At 70.7% G+C, this 21,859-nt stretch carries 20 protein-coding genes and 1 pseudogene; 14 read left to right on the forward strand and 7 right to left on the reverse strand.

All coding sequences use genetic code 11. The annotated features are described in order from the left end of the window. Positions 1–172 precede the first annotated feature (172 nt). The gene (locus OHB41_RS28585; protein ID WP_266700977.1) at positions 173–1,027 is read right to left on the reverse strand and encodes a L,D-transpeptidase family protein; all 855 of its coding nucleotides are present in this window, start codon (positions 1,025–1,027) and stop codon (positions 173–175) included. A 271-nt stretch (positions 1,028–1,298) separates the two neighbouring features. Here OHB41_RS28585 and OHB41_RS28590 point away from each other — a divergent pair, with 271 nt between their 5' ends. From OHB41_RS28590 to leuE, 3 genes are all read left to right on the forward strand, one after another. Then, complete coding sequence (locus OHB41_RS28590; protein WP_266700978.1) at positions 1,299–2,879, forward strand: acyl-CoA mutase large subunit family protein; 1,581 nt, start codon at positions 1,299–1,301, stop codon at positions 2,877–2,879. Positions 2,880–2,969: 90 nt separating this feature from the next. After that, a complete protein-coding gene (locus OHB41_RS28595; protein ID WP_266700979.1) occupies positions 2,970–3,548 on the forward strand; it encodes a Uma2 family endonuclease in 579 nt (192 codons plus the stop codon). Positions 3,549–3,599: 51 nt separating this feature from the next. Further along, complete coding sequence (gene leuE, locus OHB41_RS28600) at positions 3,600–4,250, forward strand: leucine efflux protein LeuE (protein WP_266700980.1); 651 nt, start codon at positions 3,600–3,602, stop codon at positions 4,248–4,250. Between the two features lie 120 nt (positions 4,251–4,370). Here leuE and OHB41_RS28605 read toward each other — a convergent pair whose 3' ends face one another. Next, on the reverse strand, positions 4,371–5,156 hold the full coding sequence (locus OHB41_RS28605; RefSeq protein ID WP_266700981.1) for an alpha/beta fold hydrolase: 786 nt from the start codon (positions 5,154–5,156) through the stop codon (positions 4,371–4,373). A 133-nt stretch (positions 5,157–5,289) separates the two neighbouring features. Next, positions 5,290–5,535, reverse strand: coding sequence for an aromatic-ring hydroxylase C-terminal domain-containing protein (locus OHB41_RS28610; protein WP_323138406.1), 246 nt, complete (start codon positions 5,533–5,535; stop codon positions 5,290–5,292). 44 nt (positions 5,536–5,579) lie between these two features. Here OHB41_RS28610 and OHB41_RS28615 point away from each other — a divergent pair. Next, positions 5,580–5,999 (forward strand): annotated as a pseudogene (locus OHB41_RS28615) (TetR/AcrR family transcriptional regulator C-terminal domain-containing protein); the annotation flags it as partial. Positions 6,000–6,078: 79 nt separating this feature from the next. Here the strand turns inward: OHB41_RS28615 and OHB41_RS28620 are convergent. The 4 genes from OHB41_RS28620 to OHB41_RS28635 form a co-directional block, all read right to left on the reverse strand. Further along, a complete protein-coding gene (locus tag OHB41_RS28620) occupies positions 6,079–7,035 on the reverse strand; it encodes a class I SAM-dependent methyltransferase (RefSeq protein WP_266700982.1) in 957 nt (318 codons plus the stop codon). A gap of 188 nt (positions 7,036–7,223) precedes the next feature. Further along, the gene (locus OHB41_RS28625; RefSeq protein ID WP_526024971.1) at positions 7,224–8,384 is read right to left on the reverse strand and encodes an acyltransferase family protein; all 1,161 of its coding nucleotides are present in this window, start codon (positions 8,382–8,384) and stop codon (positions 7,224–7,226) included. Positions 8,385–8,693: 309 nt separating this feature from the next. After that, on the reverse strand, positions 8,694–10,028 hold the full coding sequence (locus tag OHB41_RS28630) for a polysialyltransferase family glycosyltransferase (RefSeq protein ID WP_266700983.1): 1,335 nt from the start codon (positions 10,026–10,028) through the stop codon (positions 8,694–8,696). Next, the gene (locus OHB41_RS28635) at positions 10,025–11,005 is read right to left on the reverse strand and encodes a glycosyltransferase family 2 protein (protein WP_266700984.1); all 981 of its coding nucleotides are present in this window, start codon (positions 11,003–11,005) and stop codon (positions 10,025–10,027) included. The genes OHB41_RS28630 and OHB41_RS28635 overlap by 4 nt, the downstream gene beginning before the upstream one ends. A 198-nt stretch (positions 11,006–11,203) precedes the next feature. On the opposite strand from OHB41_RS28635, the gene OHB41_RS28640 reads away from it, so the two are divergent. From OHB41_RS28640 to OHB41_RS28685, 10 genes are all read left to right on the forward strand, one after another. After that, entirely contained in the window at positions 11,204–12,535 is a 1,332-nt protein-coding gene (locus OHB41_RS28640; protein WP_266700985.1) for a DUF6716 putative glycosyltransferase, read from the forward strand. Between the two features lie 44 nt (positions 12,536–12,579). Then, positions 12,580–13,887 (forward strand): N-acylneuraminate cytidylyltransferase, encoded by a 1,308-nt coding sequence (locus tag OHB41_RS28645; RefSeq protein ID WP_266700986.1) that lies wholly within the window; start codon positions 12,580–12,582, stop codon positions 13,885–13,887. A 13-nt stretch (positions 13,888–13,900) separates the two neighbouring features. Beyond that, positions 13,901–14,836 (forward strand): N-acetylneuraminate synthase family protein, encoded by a 936-nt coding sequence (locus OHB41_RS28650; RefSeq protein ID WP_266700987.1) that lies wholly within the window; start codon positions 13,901–13,903, stop codon positions 14,834–14,836. Between the two features lie 38 nt (positions 14,837–14,874). After that, positions 14,875–16,005, forward strand: coding sequence for a hypothetical protein (locus OHB41_RS28655; RefSeq protein ID WP_266700988.1), 1,131 nt, complete (start codon positions 14,875–14,877; stop codon positions 16,003–16,005). Between the two features lie 37 nt (positions 16,006–16,042). Next, positions 16,043–16,195 carry a hypothetical protein gene (locus tag OHB41_RS28660; protein WP_266700989.1) on the forward strand — a complete coding sequence of 51 codons (153 nt, stop codon included), beginning with the start codon at positions 16,043–16,045 and terminating at the stop codon, positions 16,193–16,195. A 14-nt stretch (positions 16,196–16,209) separates the two neighbouring features. Further along, a complete protein-coding gene (locus tag OHB41_RS28665) occupies positions 16,210–17,040 on the forward strand; it encodes a poly-gamma-glutamate hydrolase family protein (RefSeq protein ID WP_266700990.1) in 831 nt (276 codons plus the stop codon). A 59-nt stretch (positions 17,041–17,099) separates the two neighbouring features. After that, positions 17,100–17,525, forward strand: a complete 426-nt coding sequence (locus OHB41_RS28670; protein WP_266700991.1) for a WXG100 family type VII secretion target — start codon at positions 17,100–17,102, stop codon at positions 17,523–17,525. A gap of 43 nt (positions 17,526–17,568) precedes the next feature. After that, positions 17,569–17,883 carry a WXG100 family type VII secretion target gene (locus OHB41_RS28675; RefSeq protein WP_266700992.1) on the forward strand — a complete coding sequence of 105 codons (315 nt, stop codon included), beginning with the start codon at positions 17,569–17,571 and terminating at the stop codon, positions 17,881–17,883. A gap of 1,205 nt (positions 17,884–19,088) precedes the next feature. Next, a complete protein-coding gene (locus tag OHB41_RS28680) occupies positions 19,089–20,336 on the forward strand; it encodes a M20 family metallopeptidase (RefSeq protein ID WP_266700993.1) in 1,248 nt (415 codons plus the stop codon). Positions 20,337–20,754: 418 nt separating this feature from the next. Next, complete coding sequence (locus tag OHB41_RS28685; protein WP_266700994.1) at positions 20,755–21,789, forward strand: BMP family lipoprotein; 1,035 nt, start codon at positions 20,755–20,757, stop codon at positions 21,787–21,789. Positions 21,790–21,859: the final 70 nt, after the last annotated feature.

Consider the following 21,859-nt stretch of genomic DNA (forward strand, 5'->3'; position numbering starts at 1 on the left):
TGTGACGTTTTCGGCCGCGTCGGCGCAGTACTGGGTGAGCCGACTGGTCATCGGCCGTCGCACCGAGCCGGGGTTCCCCCCGTACCCAGGCTCGGTGCACACCGGCGCGGGCGGGACACGTTCCCCCGGTCCCGCCCGCGCCCCGCACGCACTGAGCGCCCCACCCCCGCCGTCACCAGTAGACGACGACCTTGTCCCCCGGGCGGACCTGCGCGAACAGCGCCGCGATCTTCCCCTCGTCCCGTACGTTGACGCAGCCGTGCGAGGCGCCCGCGTAGCCGCGGGCCGCGAAGTCTGCGGAGTAGTGCACCGCCTGGCCGCCGCTGAAGAACATCGCGTACGGCATGGACGTGTGATAGATCGTCGACACGTGGTAGCGGGACTTGAAGTCCACGCTGAACACGCCTTCGCGGGTCGGCGTGTACTGCGAGCCGAACCGCACGTCCATCACCGAGACGGTCCTTCCGTCGACCATCCAGCGCAGGGTGCGGCTCGTCTTGCTGACGCACAGCACCCGTCCGGTCATGCAGCGCGGGTCGGGCCGCGCGGCGGGCTGGCCGCCGAACGCGTACAGCTCCCACCGCGCCGGCTCGTGCGTCATCGACAGCAGCCGCTGCCAGGTCACGGTGTCCAGCGCACCGGTGCGCGGGAGCCCCCGCTTGCCCTGGAAGCCCCATACGGCCGTGACCGTCGCGGAGTCGTACGTCCCCGTCGGGCCCTCGAGGAGCCAGGCGAGCTGGCGCAGCCGGGCCTGGACCTCGCGGACGTCCCGGCCACGGTCGCCGCGGGACCACAGCACCTTGGGAGGCGGTGTCCTGGAGGCGGTCGGGCCCGGTTCCCGGGACGCGGAACCCGGCACGGCGCCTCCCGCACCCGGCTTGGCGTCGTCCGTCGTGGCCGTCGAGCCGGGCGTCGCCCTCGCCGGCGTCCGCGTCCCGTGCGCGTCGACGGCCTCGACCCGGCAGCCGCTCAGCGCGACGAGCGCCAGCAGAGCGGCCAGTGATCTTCCCCTACCTGTGATGCGCATTCGAACCCCCGTCGTCTCACCCGTCCACCGCACGCCGATGTGCCAGGTATACCCCTGGGAGACACCCTGAGGATGTTCCCCGCGCGCGACCGGTCGTGAACCGCGCGGCATGGAGGAAGGAGAAGGCGGCCGCAAGGAGAGGGGAACAGGTCCGTGCACCGGTCTGTGAGCAAGGTCCCAGCCCGGTCCTCTCCACCGGGCGCGCGGCCACCACTACAGTCCGTCGCGAGGGTCGGACCTACCAGTGAGTAACCCAGCGGGAGGCACAGCAATGTCGCGCGAGTCGGAGTCCGGACAGCCCATCGAAGCGGTCTACGGACCGGGGGTCCTGAAGGACTGGGATCCGGCGGAGAAGCTGGGCGAACCCGGCCAGTACCCCTTCACCCGCGGTGTGTACCCGTCGATGTACACCGGCCGTCCCTGGACGATGCGCCAGTACGCGGGATTCGGCACGGCGGTGGAGTCGAACGCGCGCTACAAGCAACTGATCGCGAACGGCACGATGGGCCTCTCGGTCGCCTTCGACCTGCCCACCCAGATGGGCCACGACTCGGACGCCGCCATCGCGCACGGCGAGGTCGGCAAGGTCGGCGTCGCGATCGACTCGGTGGAGGACATGCGGATCCTGTTCGGCGGCATCCCGCTGGACAAGGTCTCCACGTCGATGACGATCAACGCCCCCGCCGCGCTGCTGCTGCTCATGTACCAGCTGGTCGGCGAGGAACAGGGCGTCCCGGCCTCCCGGTTGACCGGCACGATCCAGAACGACGTGCTGAAGGAGTACATCGCGCGCGGCACGTACATCTTCCCGCCCAAGCCCTCCCTGCGGCTGATCGCGGACATCTTCAAGTACTGCAGGACCGAGATCCCGAAGTGGAACACGATCTCGATCTCCGGCTATCACATGGCCGAGGCGGGCGCGTCCCCCGCCCAGGAGATCGCGTTCACCCTCGCGGACGGCATCGAGTACGTCCGCACCGCGGTGGCGGCCGGCATGGACGTCGACGACTTCGCTCCCCGCCTGTCCTTCTTCTTCGTCGCCCGTACGACGATCCTGGAGGAGGTCGCCAAGTTCCGGGCCGCGCGCCGCATCTGGGCCCGCGTGATGCGCGAGGAGTTCGGCGCGAAGAACCCCAAGTCGCTGATGCTGCGCTTCCACACGCAGACCGCGGGCGTGCAGCTGACCGCCCAGCAGCCGGAGGTGAACCTGGTGCGCGTCGCCGTCCAGGGCCTGGGCGCGGTCCTCGGCGGCACCCAGTCGCTGCACACCAACTCCTTCGACGAGGCGATCGCGCTGCCGACCGACAAGTCGGCGCGCCTGGCCCTGCGCACACAGCAGGTACTGGCCTACGAGACCGACGTCACGGCGACCGTCGACCCCTTCGCGGGCTCGTACGTCATCGAGAGCATGACCGACGACGTCGAGGCGGCCGCCGTCGACCTCATGACGAGGGTCGAAGACCTGGGCGGCGCGGTCAACGCCATCGAACAGGGCTTCCAGAAGGGCGAGATCGAGCGCAGCGCGTACCGCATCGCGCAGGAGACCGACTCCGGCGAGCGCGTCGTGGTCGGCGTCAACCGGTTCCAGCTCGACGAGGAGGAGCCGTACGAGCCGCTGCGTGTCGACCCGGCCATCGAGGCCCAGCAGGCCGAACGCCTCGCCAGGCTGCGCGCCGAGCGCGACGGGGCGGCGGTCGAGGCGGCCCTCGCCGACCTGAAGAGGGCGGCCGAGGGCACGGCCAACGTCCTCTACCCGATGAAGGACGCCCTGCGCGCCCGCGCCACGGTCGGCGAGGTGTGCAACGCGCTGCGCGAGGTCTGGGGGACCTACGTGCCGACGGACGCCTTCTGACCTGGGCGATTCCCCCTGCGGGTGATCGGGGGGAAAGTCGCACGCCCCCGGTGACGCTCATGGAGAGCGACCCCTGAAAAGGAGGATGCCGTGGCCCTACTGCAACACGAGCTGACGTTGAGCGAAGCCGCCGACCTGCTCTCCCGCGCACTGCCTGGGCACCGCGTGGAGATTCTCCAGGGGAGGCTCACTGCGACACCGCCGCCGGACGGCTCGCATGCATTGTCGTTGTCCTGCTTGGTCGTGGCGTTCGACAGGGCGGGAGCCCGGAAGGCCGGACTCAGGTACGTCCAGGGCGTCGGCCTCTGGCTGCCCACGCTGCCCGACGACTACGCGATTCCCGACTTCTCCCTCGTCGACGAGGACTTCCGGGACGCCCTCGTGCAGAAGAACTGCTACGCCCCGAACGTGTTCCGCCTGGTCGCCGAGGTGACCTCGTCGAACTGGTCCGACGACCTCGGTCCCAAGGTCGAGTGCTACGCCGAGGCCGGCATCCCGGTCTACCTCGGGGCCGACCGCAAGCACGACGAGGTGCTCCTCCACCGGGATCCGGTCAACGGCAAGTATCCGGCCCCCGAGCGCTACCGGCGGGGGCAGAGTGTCCCGATCCCGGAGTCCGTCGGCGTCACCCTCGAACTCTCCGCGGACACGCTGCTCGACGGTGACTGAACCGCGAGATGGGCAACCCGGGTGTCGTACCCCCGTGCGACACTCCTCCTCATGCTTGGTGTCATCGACCTCCCCACCTACCTGGCGGGCCTCGTCCTGATCGTTCTGCTCCCCGGGCCGAACTCGCTCTACGTGCTGTCCGTCGCCGCCCGGCGTGGCGTGCGCGCCGGGTACACGGCAGCCGCGGGCGTGTGGTGCGGGGACACGGTGCTGATGACACTGTCGGCGGCCGGAGTCGCCTCGCTGCTGCAGGGCAACGCCGTGCTGTTCGGGATCGTGAAGTACGCCGGGGCCGGGTATCTGACATGGCTGGCGTTCGGGATGCTGCGGTCCGCGTGGACGATGTGGCGGACCCGGCGGGAGCGGGTCGAGGAGGAGCTCTCCGACCAGTCGGCGGCCGAGGAGCGGCCGTACCGGAAGGCGCTGGTCATCAGCCTGTTCAACCCGAAGGCGATCCTGTTCTTCGTCGCCTTCTTCGTGCAGTTCGTGGACCCGGGATACGCCTACCCGGCCCTGTCCTTCGTGGTCCTCGGAGCCTTCGCCCAGTTCGCGAGCTTCCTGTACCTCACCGCGCTGATCTTCAGCGGGACGAGGCTCGCGGAGGCCTTCCGGCGGCGCAGGCGGCTGTCCGCGGGCGCCACGACCGTCGCGGGCGCCCTCTTCCTCGGCTTCGCGGTCAAGCTCACGCTCGCCAGCGCCTAAGGGATGCCCCGGGTTGCGGGACAGCCCTTGGCGCCGCGACAGGCCGTCCGACCCGTCGCGGCGCCAGGGGCGCGTTCTCGTCACGTTGTCGCGACCGCCTCGTGCTGACGGCCGCGGCCCTCAGCGGGCGAGGAACGGACCGAGCACCGCGGTGAATTCGGTGGGCGCGTCCAGTGCGATGAGATGACCCGCGGTGGCGAACTCGACCAGGGTGGCACCGGGGATCTCGGAGGCGTAGCGCCGGCCGATGTCCTGGAAGTCGGCCACGTCCAGCTTGCCGATTCCGACCAGGGTGGGGACGGAGACGGTCGCGAGGTCGCCGGTCGCGGTGCCCTGGGAGTGCTTCCCGACGATGTCCTGGTTCACGAGCGACGTCCGGAGCGGGCCGCGGAGTCGGTCGGTCAGCCCGGCGGCGACGTCCTCCCAGCTTCGGGCCGGCCCGCGCAGCCACATGTCCAGGTTGATCCGGACGGCGGCGTCCAGGTCGTGCGCGTCCAGGGCCGCCGTCTCCGCCTCGTCGTAGGCGACCATGTCCGCGGACCAGTCGTATCCCGGCCACGGCGCGGCGAACAGCGCGAGGGAGTGCACCCGGTCCGGGTGGGTGAGGACGAAGTCCACGGCCACGCGGCCGCCCCAGGACGCGCCGACTAGCCGGACACGTTCGTGGCCGAGGTGGTCCAGGAGACGGCGCAGGTCGTCCGTCTCGCTGAAGGGGCCGGTCGGCGGCGCGGACTGGCCGAAGCCGCGCAGGTCGTACCGGATGACGGTGTGCCGTTCCGCCAGGTCGGGCACGACCGCGTCCCACATGCGGTGGTCGGCGATGCCGGCGTGCACGAGCACGACGGGCGGTCCGTCTCCGGTGACGACGTAGGAAAGGCGTCCGAGATCATCATCAAGTGTGAGCATCGGCTTGATGATCGCAGGGGGACAGCACATGTGCCACCCAATATGGGGAGGCTCCGCCCTCGCCCTCGCCGCCACCCGCATCCGGCTCCACCCATGAGCAGGGCGACGGTTCCCGGATCCGGTGGACCCTCGGTCACAGCCCCTGGCCGACAGTCGGCCCCACCCGGTGCGCGTACCGCGGCAGGTCCCGTGCACCGGTGCCCGCCCACCCCACGTAGCCGTCGGGGCGGACGAGGAAGACGCCGGTCCCGTACCGGTCGGACGACGCGATCCGGACGGTGCGGACCCCCGGGAGCGGTGGCAGTTGCTCCTCGGTGCCGACGGCCGGCAGCGTCCAGTGCGCTCCCGGGAACACGTCGAAGAGGCGTACGCCCTCCACGGTTCCGTCGGGTGCGCGGTCGCGACGCCGCGGCGGCTCCGGGCGACGGCCGGCGCGAGCGGCTGCTCACCGCCAACCGCGGACTGCGCGCGGCGCTGCTCAGCTACCGCGACGGCACGAAGGTGTTCAGCGGCTCCCGCTTCACCGGCACGCTGCACGCCGTGGAGATGGAGCGGACGCTGACGCTCTTCACCCGGGCGGGATTCACCCTCACCCAGGCGGCCCGCGCGACGTCCACCACGTACCTGTACACGATGGGCTTCGTCACCGAGGAGCAGGGCGTCCAGCCCCTGCCGGGCGAGCGCCGCGAGGGCTACGACGTGATGGAACGCGCCCGCCGCATGGCCGACTTCCCCCTGTCGGCCGCGGCGGGCGCGGAGATCTTCGAGGACTACGGCCGGCATTCCGAGGAAGGGCTGGCCCTGGTGATCGCGGGCATCGGGGCGCGCTACGGGATCGGCTGAGCGGGGCGGCCCCGGCGGTCCGACCGGTGCGGCACCGACCCGTGCGGCACCGCCCCGTGCGGCGCCGGGCCCGGCCGGGTCAGCGTGTCGCCGCGCGCCGGGCGGTGCGCGCGCTGCGCAGGGCGCGGGTGAGCACCGGCGGCAGCAGGTCGGCGGCGATCCGCCGGGTGCGGGTGCGGGTGCGGGTGCGGCGCGCGGCCGGCCGGGAGTGCGCGGACGCCGGTCCCGACGGACGCCCGGAGGAGTCCTCGGGTCCAGCGGCGCCGAGGCTGTCCACGCCGTACCGGGAGACCGGGAAGGGCGGGGCCTGCATGTTCTTCGACTTGAGCCGGACGATGCGGTGGCCGGCCGCGTGCTGCACGCTGAGGTGGCAGTCGTCCCGCTCACGCACCGCGGCGAGCAGTTCCTCCTGGACCGCCTCGGGATCGTCCCAGGTTCCGTAGAGCTTCTGCGTGCTGAGGCAGATGGGGTGCAGACCCCGGTTGAGCACGGCTTCCCAGGCGGCTATGGAGACACCGGGCGTGTGCTCGGAACGGAAGTCGTCCAGGACGACGATGCCGCCGGGCAGCAGGGCGTCGCGGGCGGCGCCGATGTCCCCGTGGACGTGCTCGTACAGGTGCGAGGCGTCGATGTGGACGAACCGGCAGGACCGGGGTTCGACCTCGGCCGGGACGAGTGAACTCGGGCCCGGCAGGACACGGGGCAGTTCGTCGTGGAAGGAGAGGTAGTTCTCCTCGAAGACCTTCCGGGTGAGCGCGCTGTAGGACTTCGTCGACTCCGCCTGGTTGGCGCCGTCCGGGGCGTCGCCCTCGAAGAGGTCGCACACCGTGTACCGCTCGCCCTGGCGCAGATGGTCCCCGAGGAAGATCGCGCTCTTGCCCATGTACACGCCGACCTCCAGCAGGTCGCCCGGCATTCCCGCGGACTCCTGCCGGTCCAGGAACCACTTGAAGAGCATCTGGTCGAGAACGGGGAACCACCCGGGGACGTCGTCGAGGCGGCGGGGCGGTCGGATCGTGTCTGGTGCGGCAGTCATGAGAGAAAGCGCTCCCTTGTGCGGACGAGGCGAACGAGCGCCCCGGAACTTATGGGACGCCTATGGTTCGGTCAAGAACTATGCGGCGCCTGCCCGCGGCGCTTTTCGCAAACCGGCGGCCAGATGAACACCGGGCCAACTTCCGCCCGCCCGGCGTCCGTCTTCGGGTGACCGACCGGAGCTGATCGCTACGGTCGCGGCTTCGACAGCGCGGTACGCAGCTTGGGCGTGAGCCAGTTCTCCACGTAGCGGTTGAGCAGCCACGCCAGCAGCAGCATCGTCGCGACGGCCAGCGGGAGGGTGCCGTACGACGGGATGTGCAGGGTGCGGTGGTAGGCCTTGATGACGACCCAGCCCAGGTGCTCGTGGACCAGGTAGAAGGGGTAGGTGAGGGCGCCCGCGACCGTGAGCCAGCGCCAGTTCGCCCAGTTCAGGTAGCCCAGGGCGATCGCCCCGACGGCGAGGTAGCCGAGGGTGACGACCAGGACGATGCCGTACGAGCTGCGGTAGGAGAAGAACTCCGGGTTCGGCGCGTGCCACAGGCGGGCCACCGCGTAGTGCTGGCCGATCAGCCAGCTCACGCCCACGATGCCCCAGGCGTACGCGTCACGCCGGTTGCGGTGGAGGAGGTAGAGGCCGACACCGCCGATGAAGAACGGGGCGTACTCCGGCATCAGGACGGTGTTCAGGAGCGGTTCGTCCGCCGTCTGGGCGATCGCCGCCGCCAGGGTCCAGCCCGCGCAGAAGAGGATGACGCGCTGACGGTTGGCGCCCGGCAGGACGATGCAGAGCGCGAAGAGCGCGTAGAACCGGACCTCCGCCCACAGCGTCCAGCAGACGCCCAGCACCCGGTCCACCCCCAGCGGCTGCTGGAGCATCGTCAGGTTCAGCAGGGCGTCGCTCGGCCCGACCGTCTTGTACGCGACCACCGGCAGCGCGAACACGGCCGTCACGATGATCACCGCTGCCCAGTAGGCGGGCAGCAGCCGGGACGCCCGGGACGCGAAGAACGACCGGAGCGGCCGGCCCCAGCCGCTCATGCAGATCACGAAACCACTGATCACGAAGAAGATCTGGACGCCGAGACAGCCGTACGCGAAGTACGAGTGCAGGCTGGGGAACTGGTGTTGCGGGGAACTGCCCCAGGCCTGCGTGACCTCGCCGTCGCGGCCCCCGTAGTGGTACGCCGCCACCATCAGCGCGGCGATCAGCCGCAGCCCGTCCAGGGCGCGCAGACGGGACTCCCGGGGCTTCGCGCGCGACGGCGGGCGGGTGTCGGGCGCCGGGAGGACGGCGCGGATCGCCGGACCCTCGGACGTCACGCGCGTGTCCTGGGGGGTGTTGGTCACGGAATTCCTCTTCGCGGGCGGTTCATGCTGACGGGTTACACCCAGCACGCTAGTCCGATTCACGGGAAGCATCCGATTGACCAGGTGACGATTCCCCGTACGGACGCCATGAGTTCACCCGCCCGTCGCTTCGGGTTCCCTCTTTCCCCGGCCGCCCTCAATTCACCGACAAGGGCCGGCTCGGCGAAGAGGGCGAACACGGTCGACGGCGAATGGATCACCTTGCCGACCGGGGAATGCGGAACGGGCGTGGGGGCCGGTTCGTCATGAACCGGCCCCCACGCCCGCGGGAACCCCTGGGTGGGTCGCTCAGCGCCGTACGGCCCGGCGCAGACTGCGCGCCCGGCGCGCGACACGGCGGACCGTGGCGTTGCGCGGCAGGAAGGCCAGCTGGGCCGGGACCGCGCCGGGCAGCGCCAGCGAGGTGAGGCGCTTGCGCTTGAAGTACCGCCAGGTGTGGGTGTTCAGGTGCTGCGTCAGATAGCGCTCGGCGGCCGGGCGCAGGTCCGGCAGGATCTTCGGCTGCATCGCGTAGCCCACGGCCCGCACGAGCCCGGTCAGGGCCTCCGTGGTCATGCCCACGCGCTGTTCGGCGACCGCCGCCTTGTCGGTCAGCTCCGGCAGCAGGGCGTCCACGATCGTGACCGGGACACGGTTGCTGTTCTCGTACGGCACCAGACGGTCCAGCAGCGTGTCGGTGCCGATGCGGGCGACGGGCAGCCCGTAGAGCGCGGACGCGGTGAGCAGCGCGGTGGAGAAGCAGCCGACGACGAGCGCGGGACGCATGCGCTGGTACAGGACCTCGGCGAGGACGGGTGTGTCGAGCACCGTCAGCTCGACGTCGAGCTTCCCGGCCTCCTTCTCCAGGACGCGCGACCAGCGGGCCGGCGCCGTGGGGTGCGGTTTGAACACGACCCGGGTGTGGCCGAGCGCGACGGCGCCCCTGAGCATCCGTACGTGCAGGTCCTCCTCCTGCTCGGCGGTGAGGATGCCGAGCGCGGAGAGGTACTGGCCGAGCAGCAGCGCGGGCTCGTCGATGAGCGGCAGTTCGTCGCCGGTGTCGACGAGTTCGGCGAGCACCTTCGAGAACGCGTCCGTGGGCACGATCTCGGGTTCGACACCGAACTCGGTCAGCAGCAGCGGCGTCAGACCGGGGACCAGGTCCAGGTGGAGCAGGCGGGTCACCCGGGTCCCGACCAGCGGGTCGATCTTGTTGCGGGTGGGTCCGTAGCTCATCAGGCCGTCCGCGTACACGGTGACGGGCGCGCCGGTGAAGATCTGGGCGAGGCCGAGCGCGGGGTTGACCTGGATCGACTCCACGGCCAGCTCGATGTCGTCGTCGCCGAGGTTCCAGGCCAGCCGAAGATGCCGCTCCCACAGGGGCGTGTCGTCGAGGCGCGGGGCCCAGCCGCCGGGATGGAACGGCGTGATCGTCTCGTTCCACGACAGCACGTCGTCGAAGCGGCCGCGCAGCCGGCCGAAGCCGGGCATCCCGTCCACGGCGGGTGTCGTCTCGGGCGTCGCCGCGTTGTTGGAGACGAGCAGGATGCGCCGGTCGGCGGGGCCGAAGCAGTCGGCGTCCAGGGCCGCGGCGAGCGTCGCGGTCCCGTACAGCGTGGACGCCATGAAGATCTGGGTCGTCACGCTGCCACCCCTGCGCCCGCGGTGGGACGGCGGCGCAGCCGACGCAGCCGGGTGGCCCGCTGGACGTCCATCGAATCGAGTGCCTCGTCGAGCACGTCCTGAGGCATGCGCTGCAGTGCCGCCGCACTCATCGACTTCAGTTTCCGCGCCACGGGCGGCTCGAACCTTTCCATGGATCCCAGATGGTGGGAAATAATCGCGCAGTAGGTGCGCACGGCCTTGGGCAGCAGTCTCGACGCGTCGGGATCCTCGGCGGTCTCCGCCACGACCTGGTCGAACGCGCGGATGAAGTCGAGCTGGCGCACGTCCCCGATCTGGGTGAGGGAGGAGGCGACACCACGTCGGTAGAACACGCCGAGCAGGCTCACCGCGGCGAAGGACTCGGCCTCGCGGTGCAGTTTCCAGATCCACGGACGGTCCTCGGCCGTACGCAGGCCGTGGGTGAAGTGCAGCAGTCCGCGGTCGACCAGACGGCGGTGGTAGATGCCCGCCCAGGCGTACGCGTAGTCGACGGAGGTGGAGCGGTCGGAGGGCAGTATGGCGTCCCGGGGGTTCATCACGACGCCCCGGCGGCCGTGCGGAACCCGGTGGATGGTGCGGGCCCGCGCGGTGCACTGGACATGGTCCGTACGGACGAAGTCGCAGCCCAGGTCCTCGATCGCGGTGACGAGTTGCTCGTAGTAGCCGGGGGCGAGCCAGTCGTCCCCGTCGAGGAACGTGAGGTATTCGCCGCGCGCGGCGTCGATGCCCGTGTTGCGCGCGGTCGCCAGCCCTCCGTTCTTCTCATGTCTGACATGCACCGCGCCCGGGAGCTCGCGCTCCGCGCGCGCGAGAATCTCCGGTGTCTCGTCGCTCGAACAGTCGTCGACGAGAATGAATTCGAAGTCCTCGCGCACGTTCGCACGCAGGCTCTTCAGGGTGTCGGGTGCGTATTGCTGCACGTTGTAGAACGGCACGATGACGGAGAGCTTGACCACCCACGTGACGTTAGGGGGCGGTCCGGCATTCGTCTTGGCCGTTGGTGAGATGTCAGGTGAACGACGCGTGGCGAAGCCGTGAACCAGGCTGATTTCTCGATGGTTCGCGGCCTGATTCGCCATTCGTCGATGTGCTGTTAACCGTTTGTTGCATTCAGGTTGGGCCGTTACTCGGAATGGCTTCCTAGCGTCTTGGACGTGCCAGCAAGTACCAGGAAGTCCCTGCGGGTCGCCGTTCTCGCGGATTCCGACACACGGTGGAAATGGGGTTCGCTCACCGCGAACCGTATATCCACGACTGAAACGTCCAATACGGACATTCAGGAGTCGGACCTCCGTCTCGACGGCTATCTCCTGCGTGGCCGTGCCACTCCCACCGCCCGCCAGCTCGAAGAGGTCGGCGTCCGCGCGGATTCGCTCCGCGAAGTGACCGCCGTCGAATTCCTGCGCGCCATGGAGCGGGAGCGGTACGACGTCCTGGTCCTCGCCCTCGTCGGCGGCGCCGTCCAGGCGGTGCTGCACGGCCTGGCCCACCTCTGGGAGGGGAGCACGGAGCGGCCCGTGGTCGTCACCGGCTATGTCGGTGTCGTCTACGAGAAGCTCGCCGACGGCCTGCTGCTGCGGCACGGCGCGGACCTGGTCCTCGCCAACTCGCGCCAGGACGCGGACCGCTTCCGGGACGTGTACCAGGGAGTGGGCGCCGACGCCTCGTCCGTGACGGAGGTGGCGCTGCCCTTCCTCGGCGGGGCCGCCTACAGCAAGAACGACCCGTACACGGTCGTCTTCGCCGCCCAGCCCTCCGTGCCGGAGAGCCGCAAGGACCGTACGTACCTGCTGGACCGGCTGATCGCCCACGCCCGTCTGCACCCCGACCGCGAGGTGCTGCTGAAGCTGCGCTCCAAGCCGGGCGAGCACACCACGCACATCGAGGAGCTGCCCTACCAGAAGCTGGCGCAGAAGACCGATCTGCCCGCCAACTTCCGCCTGGTGTACGGACACATGGGCGAGGTGCTCGACCGCACCGACCTGCTGGTCACCGTCAGCTCCACGGCGGCCCTGGAGTCCCTGCACCGCCGTATCCCCACCGTCGTCCTCAGCGACCTCGGGGTGCGCGAGTCCCTCGGCAACCACCACTTCGTGGGCTCCGGCTGCCTCGCCTCCTGGGACCAGCTCGACGCCGGACACCAGCCGGCGCCCGATCCGGCGTGGGTGGCCCGGCAGGGCGTGGCCGCCGACGGCTCGTACGAGACGGCCTTCGACGAGGCACGCACCCGCATCGCCGAACTGCTCGCGGGCCCCGGGCTGCCGCCCCTGACCCCCTACTACACACCGGTCACCGCGCCCGGCTACCTCCCCGGGATCCTCGCCCGCCACCACCTGGCCCCGGACGGCAGCCCGCTGCCCGGCGCCCCCACGGCCGACAAGGACCCCAGCCCCGTACGGCAGATCGTGCGCCGGGCGGCCCGCGGTGCCTACCGCCACGGAGTGCAGCGCGTGGCTCCGGTGATCCGGCGGATGGGGGAGCTGTGACCGCCGCCGACCCCTCCAGCCTTCCTCGTCAAGGAGAACAGCGCATGACCAACTCGGAAGCGGGCCGACCGGCGCCGGTGCGCCGCGTGCTCGCGGTGATCCCCGCGCGCGGCGGCTCCAAGGGCGTCCCCGCGAAGAACCTCCTCCCGGTCGGCGGCGTACCGCTGGTGGCCCGCGCGGTGCGCGAGTGCCGCGCCGCCCGCCTGGTGACGGACGTCGTCGTCTCCACCGACGACCAGGCCATCGCGGCCGCCGCCCGCCAGGCCGGTGCCGAGGTCGTCCTGCGCCCCGCCGCCATCGCCGGTGACACCGCCACCTCCGAGGCCGCCGTCCTGCACGCCATGGACGCCCACGAGGCGCTGCACGGCTCCCCGGTCGACGTGGTGCTGCTCGTCCAGTGCACCAGCCCGTTCATCGTCCGCGAGGACGTGGACGGCGTCGTGAACGCGATCGTCGCGAACGGCGCGGACACGGCGCTGACCGTGGCCCCGTTCCACGGCTTCGTGTGGCGCGACGGCGACGACGAGCCCGCCGTCCCGGTGGCCGTCGACGCCGAGCGTGCCGCCGTCGCGGGCGGCACCGACACCCTGGTCACGGACACCGGCACCAGCGGCGGCTACGGCATCAACCACGACAAGTCCTTCCGCCCGCGCCGGCAGGACCGCCCCCAGGACCTCCTGGAGACCGGTGCCGTCTACGCCATGGAGGCCGACGGCTTCCGTGTCGCGAAGCACCGCTTCTTCGGCCGCACCGAACTCGTGCGCACCGACCCGGCCCGCGTGCTGGAGATCGACGACCCGCACGACCTCGCCCGCGCCCGGGCCCTCGCGCCGCTCTTCGACGCGAACCGGCCCGGCGCCCTCCCGACCGCCGCCGACATCGACGCGGTCGTCCTCGACTTCGACGGCACCCAGACCGACGACAGGGTGCTGATCGACTCCGACGGACGGGAGTTCGTCTCCGTGCACCGCGGGGACGGACTCGGTATCGCCGCCCTCCGCAAGAGCGGACTGACGATGCTGATCCTGTCCACGGAACAGAACCCGGTCGTCGCCGCCCGGGCCCGGAAGCTCAAGATCCCGGTCCTGCACGGCATCGACCGGAAAGACCTCGCGCTGAAGCAGTGGTGCGAGGAGCAGGGCATCGCGCCTGAGCGCGTGCTCTACGTCGGCAACGACGTCAACGACCTCCCGTGCTTCGCCCTCGTGGGCTGGCCCGTGGCGGTCGCGAGCGCCCACGACGTCGTGCGCGGCGCCGCACGCGCGGTCACCACCGTCCCCGGCGGCGACGGCGCGATCCGAGAGATCGCCAGCTGGATCCTCGGCCCTTCTCTCGACTCCCTCGACAAGTAAGGAACGTCTCACCATGAGCAACTCCCGTCTGCGCACCTTCGGTTCGAAGACCGCCGGCCCCGGCCAGCCTGTCTACGTCGTCGGCGAGATCGGCATCAACCACAACGGCGAGCTCGAGAACGCCTTCAAGCTGATCGACGCCGCCGCCGAGGCCGGCTGCGACGCCGTCAAGTTCCAGAAGCGCACCCCGGAGATCTGCACCCCGCGCGACCAGTGGGACATCGAGCGCGACACCCCCTGGGGCCGCATGACCTACATCGACTACCGCCACCGCGTGGAGTTCGGTGAGGACGAGTACCGCCAGATCGACGAGTACGCCAAGAGCAAGAACATCGACTGGTTCGCCTCCCCGTGGGACACCGAGGCCGTCGCCTTCCTGGAGAAGTTCGACGTCCCGGCCCACAAGGTCGCCTCCGCGTCGCTGACCGACGACGAGCTGCTCCGCGCCCTGCGCGCCACCGGCCGCACGGTCATCCTCTCCACCGGCATGTCGACGCCGAAGCAGATCCGCCACGCGGTCGAGGTCCTCGGCAGCGACAACATCCTGATGTGCCACGCCACGTCGACCTACCCGGCGCAGGCCGAGGAGCTCAACCTCCGCGTCATCAACACCCTCCAGGCCGAGTACCCGAACGTTCCGATCGGCTACTCCGGTCACGAGACGGGCCTGCAGACCACCCTCGCCGCGGTCGCCCTCGGCGCCACCTTCGTCGAGCGTCACATCACCCTGGACCGCGCGATGTGGGGCTCCGACCAGGCCGCCTCCGTCGAGCCGCAGGGCCTCACCCGCCTCGTCCGCGACATCCGCACCATCGAGGCCTCCCTCGGTGACGGTGTCAAGAAGGTCTACGAGTCCGAGCTCGGCCCGATGAAGAAGCTGCGCCGCGTCACCGGCGTCGTCGCCGAGTCGGAGATCGCCGCCGCCGCGGGCGAGCCGGTCTCGGTCTGAACGCCCTGATTTCCTTACGACGGGACGGTCGTACGCCGATGAGCCCCCGCGCCGGTACCCCCGGCCCCCACACGCTGGCCTTCGTCGAGAGCCCGGTACAGCTCCTGAACGTGCTGGAGTGGGCGCATGTCCACGGCCCGCACGCGACGGAGGCCGGCGACCGGGCACCCGGCGCGGGACCGGACGGTTCGTCCGTCCGGCCCGCCGGCGCGGGGCTCACCCTCGTCGTCCTCTCGCCCAACGACCCGATGACCCGCGGCCAGTTGCGTCGCATGGCCGAACTGGCCCGCGACGAGGGTTACGAGGTTCGCTGGGAGGAGGCGCGCGGTGGCACCACGGCCCCCTTCCACACGATCGGCGGTCTGGCCCCGCTGCTGCGCAGGGCCCACCGCATCGTCATGGGAGACCCGTTCTCCCGTTACGTGCAGCTTCTGCTGACGATCACGAAGGCACGCGACCTCGTGGTCGTGGACGACGGCACGGCGACGATGGAGTTCGTCGCCCAGCTGGCCCGCGGTGAACGGCTGGTGCGCTGGCACCGGCGCGGTGGCCGTCCCGGCGCCCGTGACGTGCTGTTCGCCCCGATCTCGTCGTCGGCCCGCCGCCGGCTCACCCCGAGCGAGGGACGGCGGGTGGAGGTCTTCTCCTCCATGCCGATCGACTCGGCGCCGGACGGCGTCACCATCACCGCCAACGACTTCTCCTGGACCCGCGCCCGCTTCGGGCCGCCCCGGATCACCAAGGGCGCGGACCTGGTCGGCACCTCCCTGGTCGAGACGGGCGTGGTGGACCCCGACCGCTATCTGGAGGCGGTCCGTTCCCTCGCCAAGACCCACGGCGCGACCCGCTACTTCGCCCACCGCCGCGAGAGCACCGACAAGCTCCACCGGCTGGCCGTCGAGACGGGGCTGGAGATCGTCCGCCCCGACCTCCCCCTCGAACTCATCGCCCGCCGCGGCCCCATCGGCCGCACGATCCTGAGTTTCCCCTCGACCGTCGTGCACACGCTGCCGCTGGCGCTGGTGGGGACCGACGTCCGGGTCGCCGTCTGCGACATCGACCCGGCCTGGCTGACGGAGACGGCTTCTCCCCGCGCCCAGGGGTTCCTGTCGGGAGTCACCGGCACGGCCCGGGACGTGCACCGGCTGTCCTCCGTCGCGACGGCGTAGGGAACTGGCGCCGCGCGTGGCGCGCGGCGCCTGTGCGGTGACCGTTCACACGAGCTGGTTGGGGTGCGCGTTCTTCCTCGCCGAGCAGGGCACCCCCGGCGGCATCGTCGAACACGGCCCCACCGAACACATCTTCGGCCCCCCTGAGGACCAGCGCACGGCGGACTATGTGGCGGGCCGCTTCGGCTGACATCCTCGGCCGTCATGGAGACCAGGCGCCGTACCCTTCCCACCGCGCTCGCGACGACGTCCGCCCTGAGCGCGGTCACGCCCGCGGCAGCCACCGAGCAGGCCTCGAACACGGCCCTGTACGCCAACCCCGCCTGGACGGAGGGCACGGACTGGGGCCGCCGCTCAGGACGCCACCCGGTCGACGACCGGAGCACGACGGGCGGCGCCCCCACCGTCCGCTCCACGGTCATCGCCCCGCACGGCGGCGGGATCGAAGGGGGCACCTCGGAACTCTGCCTGGCGACAGCCGGCTACGACCCCGCCGACCTCTCACCCACTCCGCCCGCCGGACCGGTCCACGACTTCTGGATGTTCGAAGGGCTGATGAGAAGCGGGAACAGCGCCCTGCATGTCACCTCCACCCACTGCGACGACACGGTCGCCCGCTCCCTGTGCGCGGACAGTCTCAACGTCCTCTCCCTGCACGGCTGCAGGCCGGAGCAGGCGGGCCTGGAACCGGGTGCCGCGGCCGTCCTCGTGGGCGGCCTCAACCCCGCCTTCCGCCAGTACCTCGTGGAGGAGTTCACCGCGGCCGGCATCCGCGCGGTGACGGCCTCGGGTGAGCAGGAGATAGCGGGCATCTCCCCGGACAACATCTGCAACCGCACCCTCCTCGGCATGGGCGCCCAGCTGGAGATGACCACGGCCCTGCGCGCCGCGATGTTCGCCGACGGCAAGAACACGCTCGCCGACCGCGCGACCCACCTTCTCCCGTTCTTCTGGACCTTCGTCGACGCGACCCGCAGGGCGATCGAGCGGGTGGAGGCGGGACAGGCGGCCCGAAGCCAGCGGTGTCGAGTGTGAGTTGTCAGGGTCACCAGTGCGAATAGACGAGTTGGCGGACTGACGCGACGGGGGTCGGCGTGGGAGACCGTACGGTCCACCAGGGCGGCCCAAAGGATCTGCGAGCATCCCACGAGGACCTCACCAGGCTCGCCGGCGACCTGGACGACATGCGGGACCACCTGGACCAGCAGGTCAAGCGCATGGACTCGATCGTCGACCGCGTCGAGGCGGGCTGGCGGGGCCCGGCGGCGACGGCGTACCGCGAGTTCCACCGGGCGGCGACCGAGGACACGGTACGCATCCGCGAAGTGATGAAGCACCTGGAACAGGCCGTTCGGCTGAGCCGGGACGGCTTCACGGAACAGGAACTGGCCGTGGTCGAGCAGATGCGCCGGATCCGGGTGGACGTCGGCAGCGAGGTCGACCGCCTCTCCACACCGAACCCGGACGCCGCGTCGCCGATCCCACCCGCGCGCCTGGGCAGCGGCCTGGACGCCCTCTGACGTCCCACAGACCACCGAGCACTCTTCACGTACCGGGGGAAACATGCAGCCTGGAGATGCCACCGACGACCACATAGCCGTCTCCTTCACCACCCTTCACGAGGCGGCCGCCGAGCTCGAGGACGTCCTCAGGAAGCTCAACGGCAGACTGGACCCCCTCTACGACCGCGCCGTCCCCGTCGTCCTGTCCTGGGAAGGCGAGGCCCGAGAGGTCTTCGTCGACAAACTCGACGAGTGGGACCGCTCGGCGCAGGACCTGCAGGCGGCACAGAAGTGGCTGCACACGTACGTGACCGCCGGCCACACCGTCTATGCGGCGGCACATCGGGCGGTGCTGCGGGGTTGGGGGGCGGGCTGATGGCGACGCCGTCACCCTCGCCGTCGACCACGCCCCCGGCCGTCCCGGGCCCCGGCTCGCCGCCCGCGCGGTCGTCCGCCCCGGCTACGACCCCTGCCCCTTCTCCCGGTTCGCTCAAGGACCCCCAGGGCAGGGACGTCTCGCAGCAGGACACCGGCTCGGCGCGGCGTCGGCGCTCGGACGAACTGGCGGCGATGAAGCCCGCCGCGCCGGGCAGCGCCATCGGCTTCGACGTCCAGCCGCAGCACGTGTACTACGCGTCCTACGTGCTGCGGAGCGCCCAGTACGACTTCGCGGACCGGGCCAGGAGTCTCGTCGACACTCTGGACGGGTACCCGCACGCGGTGGGGTGCGGGGCCGGACCGGAGGCCTTCGCGAAGGCGTACGCCGCGGTCGCCGATCTCTTCCTGCAGGTGTGGAGCAGAGCGACGGAGGGCGTCGGCGGCGCCGCGGTGGGCCTCACGGCGACGGCGAACCACTACGCGCAGGCGGAGCACGCGACCAGTCCGCTGAGCCCGGCCGGGAACCCCGAACCCGCCGCCAGCGGCAAGCTCGGCGACACCAACCTGCGGCGGCTGCGCATCGGTGTCCACGGAGCCACGTATGAAACCGACGGAGTCACCGTCGCGATCAAGATCCTGATGGTCGGCACTACGGCTGCCTCATGCCGTCGACCGATCAGGCGCCCCAGGCCATCCGACGCCCCTCCGGCACGGACCCCGGCGGCCCCTCGTGCCCGGGTCGACAGGGAGTGGTGTTCAGGCATCCATACGCATGATCTTGGTCAGGTCTGTGGGACCGTAGGGCACGGGAATGGGCTCGGACACCCCGAGCGTTCCCCTATGGGAGTCCGCGGGCAGCCCCGGCGGACTGGATCGAGAGAGGGGCGGCGGCCCGCATCAAGGGCGCGCGCCACCCCATGGTCACGGACCGTCACCGCAGTCGGTCACCGGCTCGGACACGGCAGCAGTCGGCCGTCGTCCCCGCGCACGGCAGTCGGCCTCCGGCCGGGATGCGGCCCGGCCAGGGCGCGCATACCGTCTGGCTCAAGATCCCATCGTCCGGAAAGACGGGCGAGCTTACCCATCCCACCTGAAACCTATGCGTCGCGTGGCCAAGTTTCTTCCCCTAACGGGCTGAAGTTTTGTTGATCGTGGGTCAGTTGGCCGCCCCGTCGCCCTACCCTTCAAAGGGTGAACCAATTGATGTCCCGAGAGTACGAGGCCGATGTTCCCGGGGGAGCAACGCTCCCCGGCACCCTGCCCGACGTCCTGCGTGCGGAGCTGATCGCGTTCCGGCGCGACATGCACATGCACCCGGAGCTCGGCAACCACGAGTTCCGCACCACCGCGGCACTCAAGGCTCGTCTGGAGCAGGCGGGCCTCAAGCCCCGCGTGCTCGACATCGGGACCGGGCTCATCTGTGACATCGGGATCGACGGGAGCGGCGAACAGGACGGCGAGGTCGACGGCGGACGCGGCATGCTCGCCCTGCGCGCAGACATCGACGCCCTGCCCATCCCGGACACGAAGAGTGACTGCGCGTACCGCTCGACCGTGCCCGACCGCGCGCACGCCTGCGGCCACGACGTGCACACGACCGTCGTCCTCGGCGCCGGGCTCGTCCTCGCCGAGCTGCACCGCCAGGGGCTCCTGCCGCATCCCGTACGGCTGATCTTCCAGCCCGCCGAAGAGGTCCTGCCCGGGGGCGCGCCCGACGCCATCGAGTCCGGGGTGCTGGACGGCGTGGGGCGGATCATCGGTGTGCACTGCGACCCGAAGGTCGACGCCGGGCGGATCGGACTGCGCCACGGCCCCATCACCTCCGCCTGCGACCGGCTGGAGGTCTCACTCGACGGCGCCGGCGGCCACACCGCGCGCCCCCACCTCACCACCGACCTCGTCACCGCCGCCGCGCGCGTCGTCACCGACGTGCCGTCCCTCGTCGCCCGGCGGGTGGACGCCCGCAGCGGACTCGCGGTGACCTGGGGACGGATCGAGTCCGGGCACGCCTGCAACGTCATCCCGCAGCACGCCGAGCTCTCCGGGACCGTACGCTGCCTCGATCTGGAGGCCTGGCGGCAGGCGCCCGACCTGGTGCACGAGGCCATCGACGAGATCGCGAACCTGTACCGCGCCAAGAGCGAGATCAACTACATCCGGGGCGTCCCGCCGGTCGTCAACGACCCGGCGGTCACGGAGCTCCTCCACGACGCCATGACCTCGCGGCGCGGCCCGTACTCCGTCGAGGACACCGAGCAGAGCCTCGGCGGCGAGGACTTCTCCTGGTACCTGGAGCACGTGCCCGGCGCCATGGCCCGCCTCGGCGTCCGCACACCGGGCGAGCGCACCACCCGCGACCTGCACCGCGGCGACTTCGACGCGGACGAGTCGGCCATCACGGTCGGGGTCGAGCTCTTCACCGCGGCGGCCCTGCTGGACGCGATCCGCTAGGTCCCCGCGGCGGCTGCGGGTCCCTGTGGGCCCCGACGGTCCTGTGAGTCCTGTCCGGCACGAATCCGCCGGACAGGGCCTGCGCGCGGTCCCACGAGCGCGAGACGCTCACTCGGGGATGGCGCAAAGACGACGTGGGGGCACCCGCGCGGCCGGTTCGTCCGATGCCCCGATCGGTGCCTCTTCGTCCGCTTGCGTCACCCTGGCGTAACGGGTGGCGGGCAAACGTAACCCGGTGGCGGCACGGTTCGATAACGGCCAGGAGAAACCCCGTTCCCCTCCCCTTCTACGCGCGTTACTGTGCGCCGAAATCGCTGCGGTGCGGCGTGTTGGGGAAGCGGACCGGCGACGGCCGTGGGGATGAAGGGTGCTTGCTGTGCGTCTGATATCTCGGAGGACCAGGTTCTCCCAAGCAGCGGTGGCCGTCACGGTCATCGCCCTCGCGGCGGTCGGTTGTGGCAAGTCGAGCACCGACACGGGCGGCGACTCCAAGAAGAGCTCGTCGGGCTACGCCGGGAAGGGCATCGGTCTCGCGTACGACATCGGCGGCAAGGGCGACCAGTCGTTCAACGACGCCGCGTTCGCCGGTTTCCAGAAGGCCGAGGCGGAGTTCAAGATCGGCGGCCGGGACATCGAGCCGCAGGACGGCGAGTCCGACGCCGACAAGGTGCAGCGCCTGGAGCAGCTGGCCAAGTCGGGCTACAACCCGGTGATCGGCGTCGGCTTCGTCTACGCCCCGGCGATCAAGGAAGTCGCGGCCAAGTACCCGAAGATCACCTTCGGCATCATCGACGACGAGCAGGACAAGGCGGCCAACATCGCCGACCTGGTCTTCCACGAGGAGCAGTCGTCGTACCTCGCGGGTGTCGCGGCGGCGAAGGCCACGAAGAAGAACCACATCGGCTTCATCGGCGGCGTGGACATCCCGCTGATCCACAAGTTCGAGGCGGGCTTCGACCAGGGTGCCAAGTCGGTCAACCCGAAGATCAAGATCGAGTCGCAGTACCTGACGCAGACCCCCCAGGAGGGTGGCTTCGCCAGCCCCGACAAGGGCAAGGACGCGGCGGCCGGTCAGATCGAGAAGGGTGCCGACGTGCTGTACCACGCGGCCGGCCTGTCCGGTCAGGGCGTGATCTCCCAGGCCGCCGCCAAGAAGGTGTGGGCCATCGGCGTCGACTCCGACCAGTACGCGCAGAGCTCGCTGGCCAAGTACAAGGACTGGATCCTCGGTTCGGCCCTGAAGAACGTCGGCGGCGCCGTGTACGACCTGGCCAAGTCCGTCGTCGACGGCAAGCCGCTGAGCGGCGTCGTGCGCGGTGACCTGAAGTCGGGCGGCGTGGGCTTCGCCGACTCCAACCCGAAGTACAAGGCCCTGCCGGACGTCGTCGCGGCGGTCGACAAGGCCAAGCAGGACATCATCGACGGCAAGGTCACCGTCAACACGAACCCGTGAGTCGTGTCGGTGGTCGCTGACCACCATGGGGGAGCCCCCGGCCCGCTGTAAGGGCCGGGGGCTCCCCCTT

Origin of the sequence: Streptomyces sp. NBC_01571, from assembly GCF_026339875.1 — a bacterium.
Classification (GTDB): Bacteria; Actinomycetota; Actinomycetes; order Streptomycetales; family Streptomycetaceae; genus Streptomyces.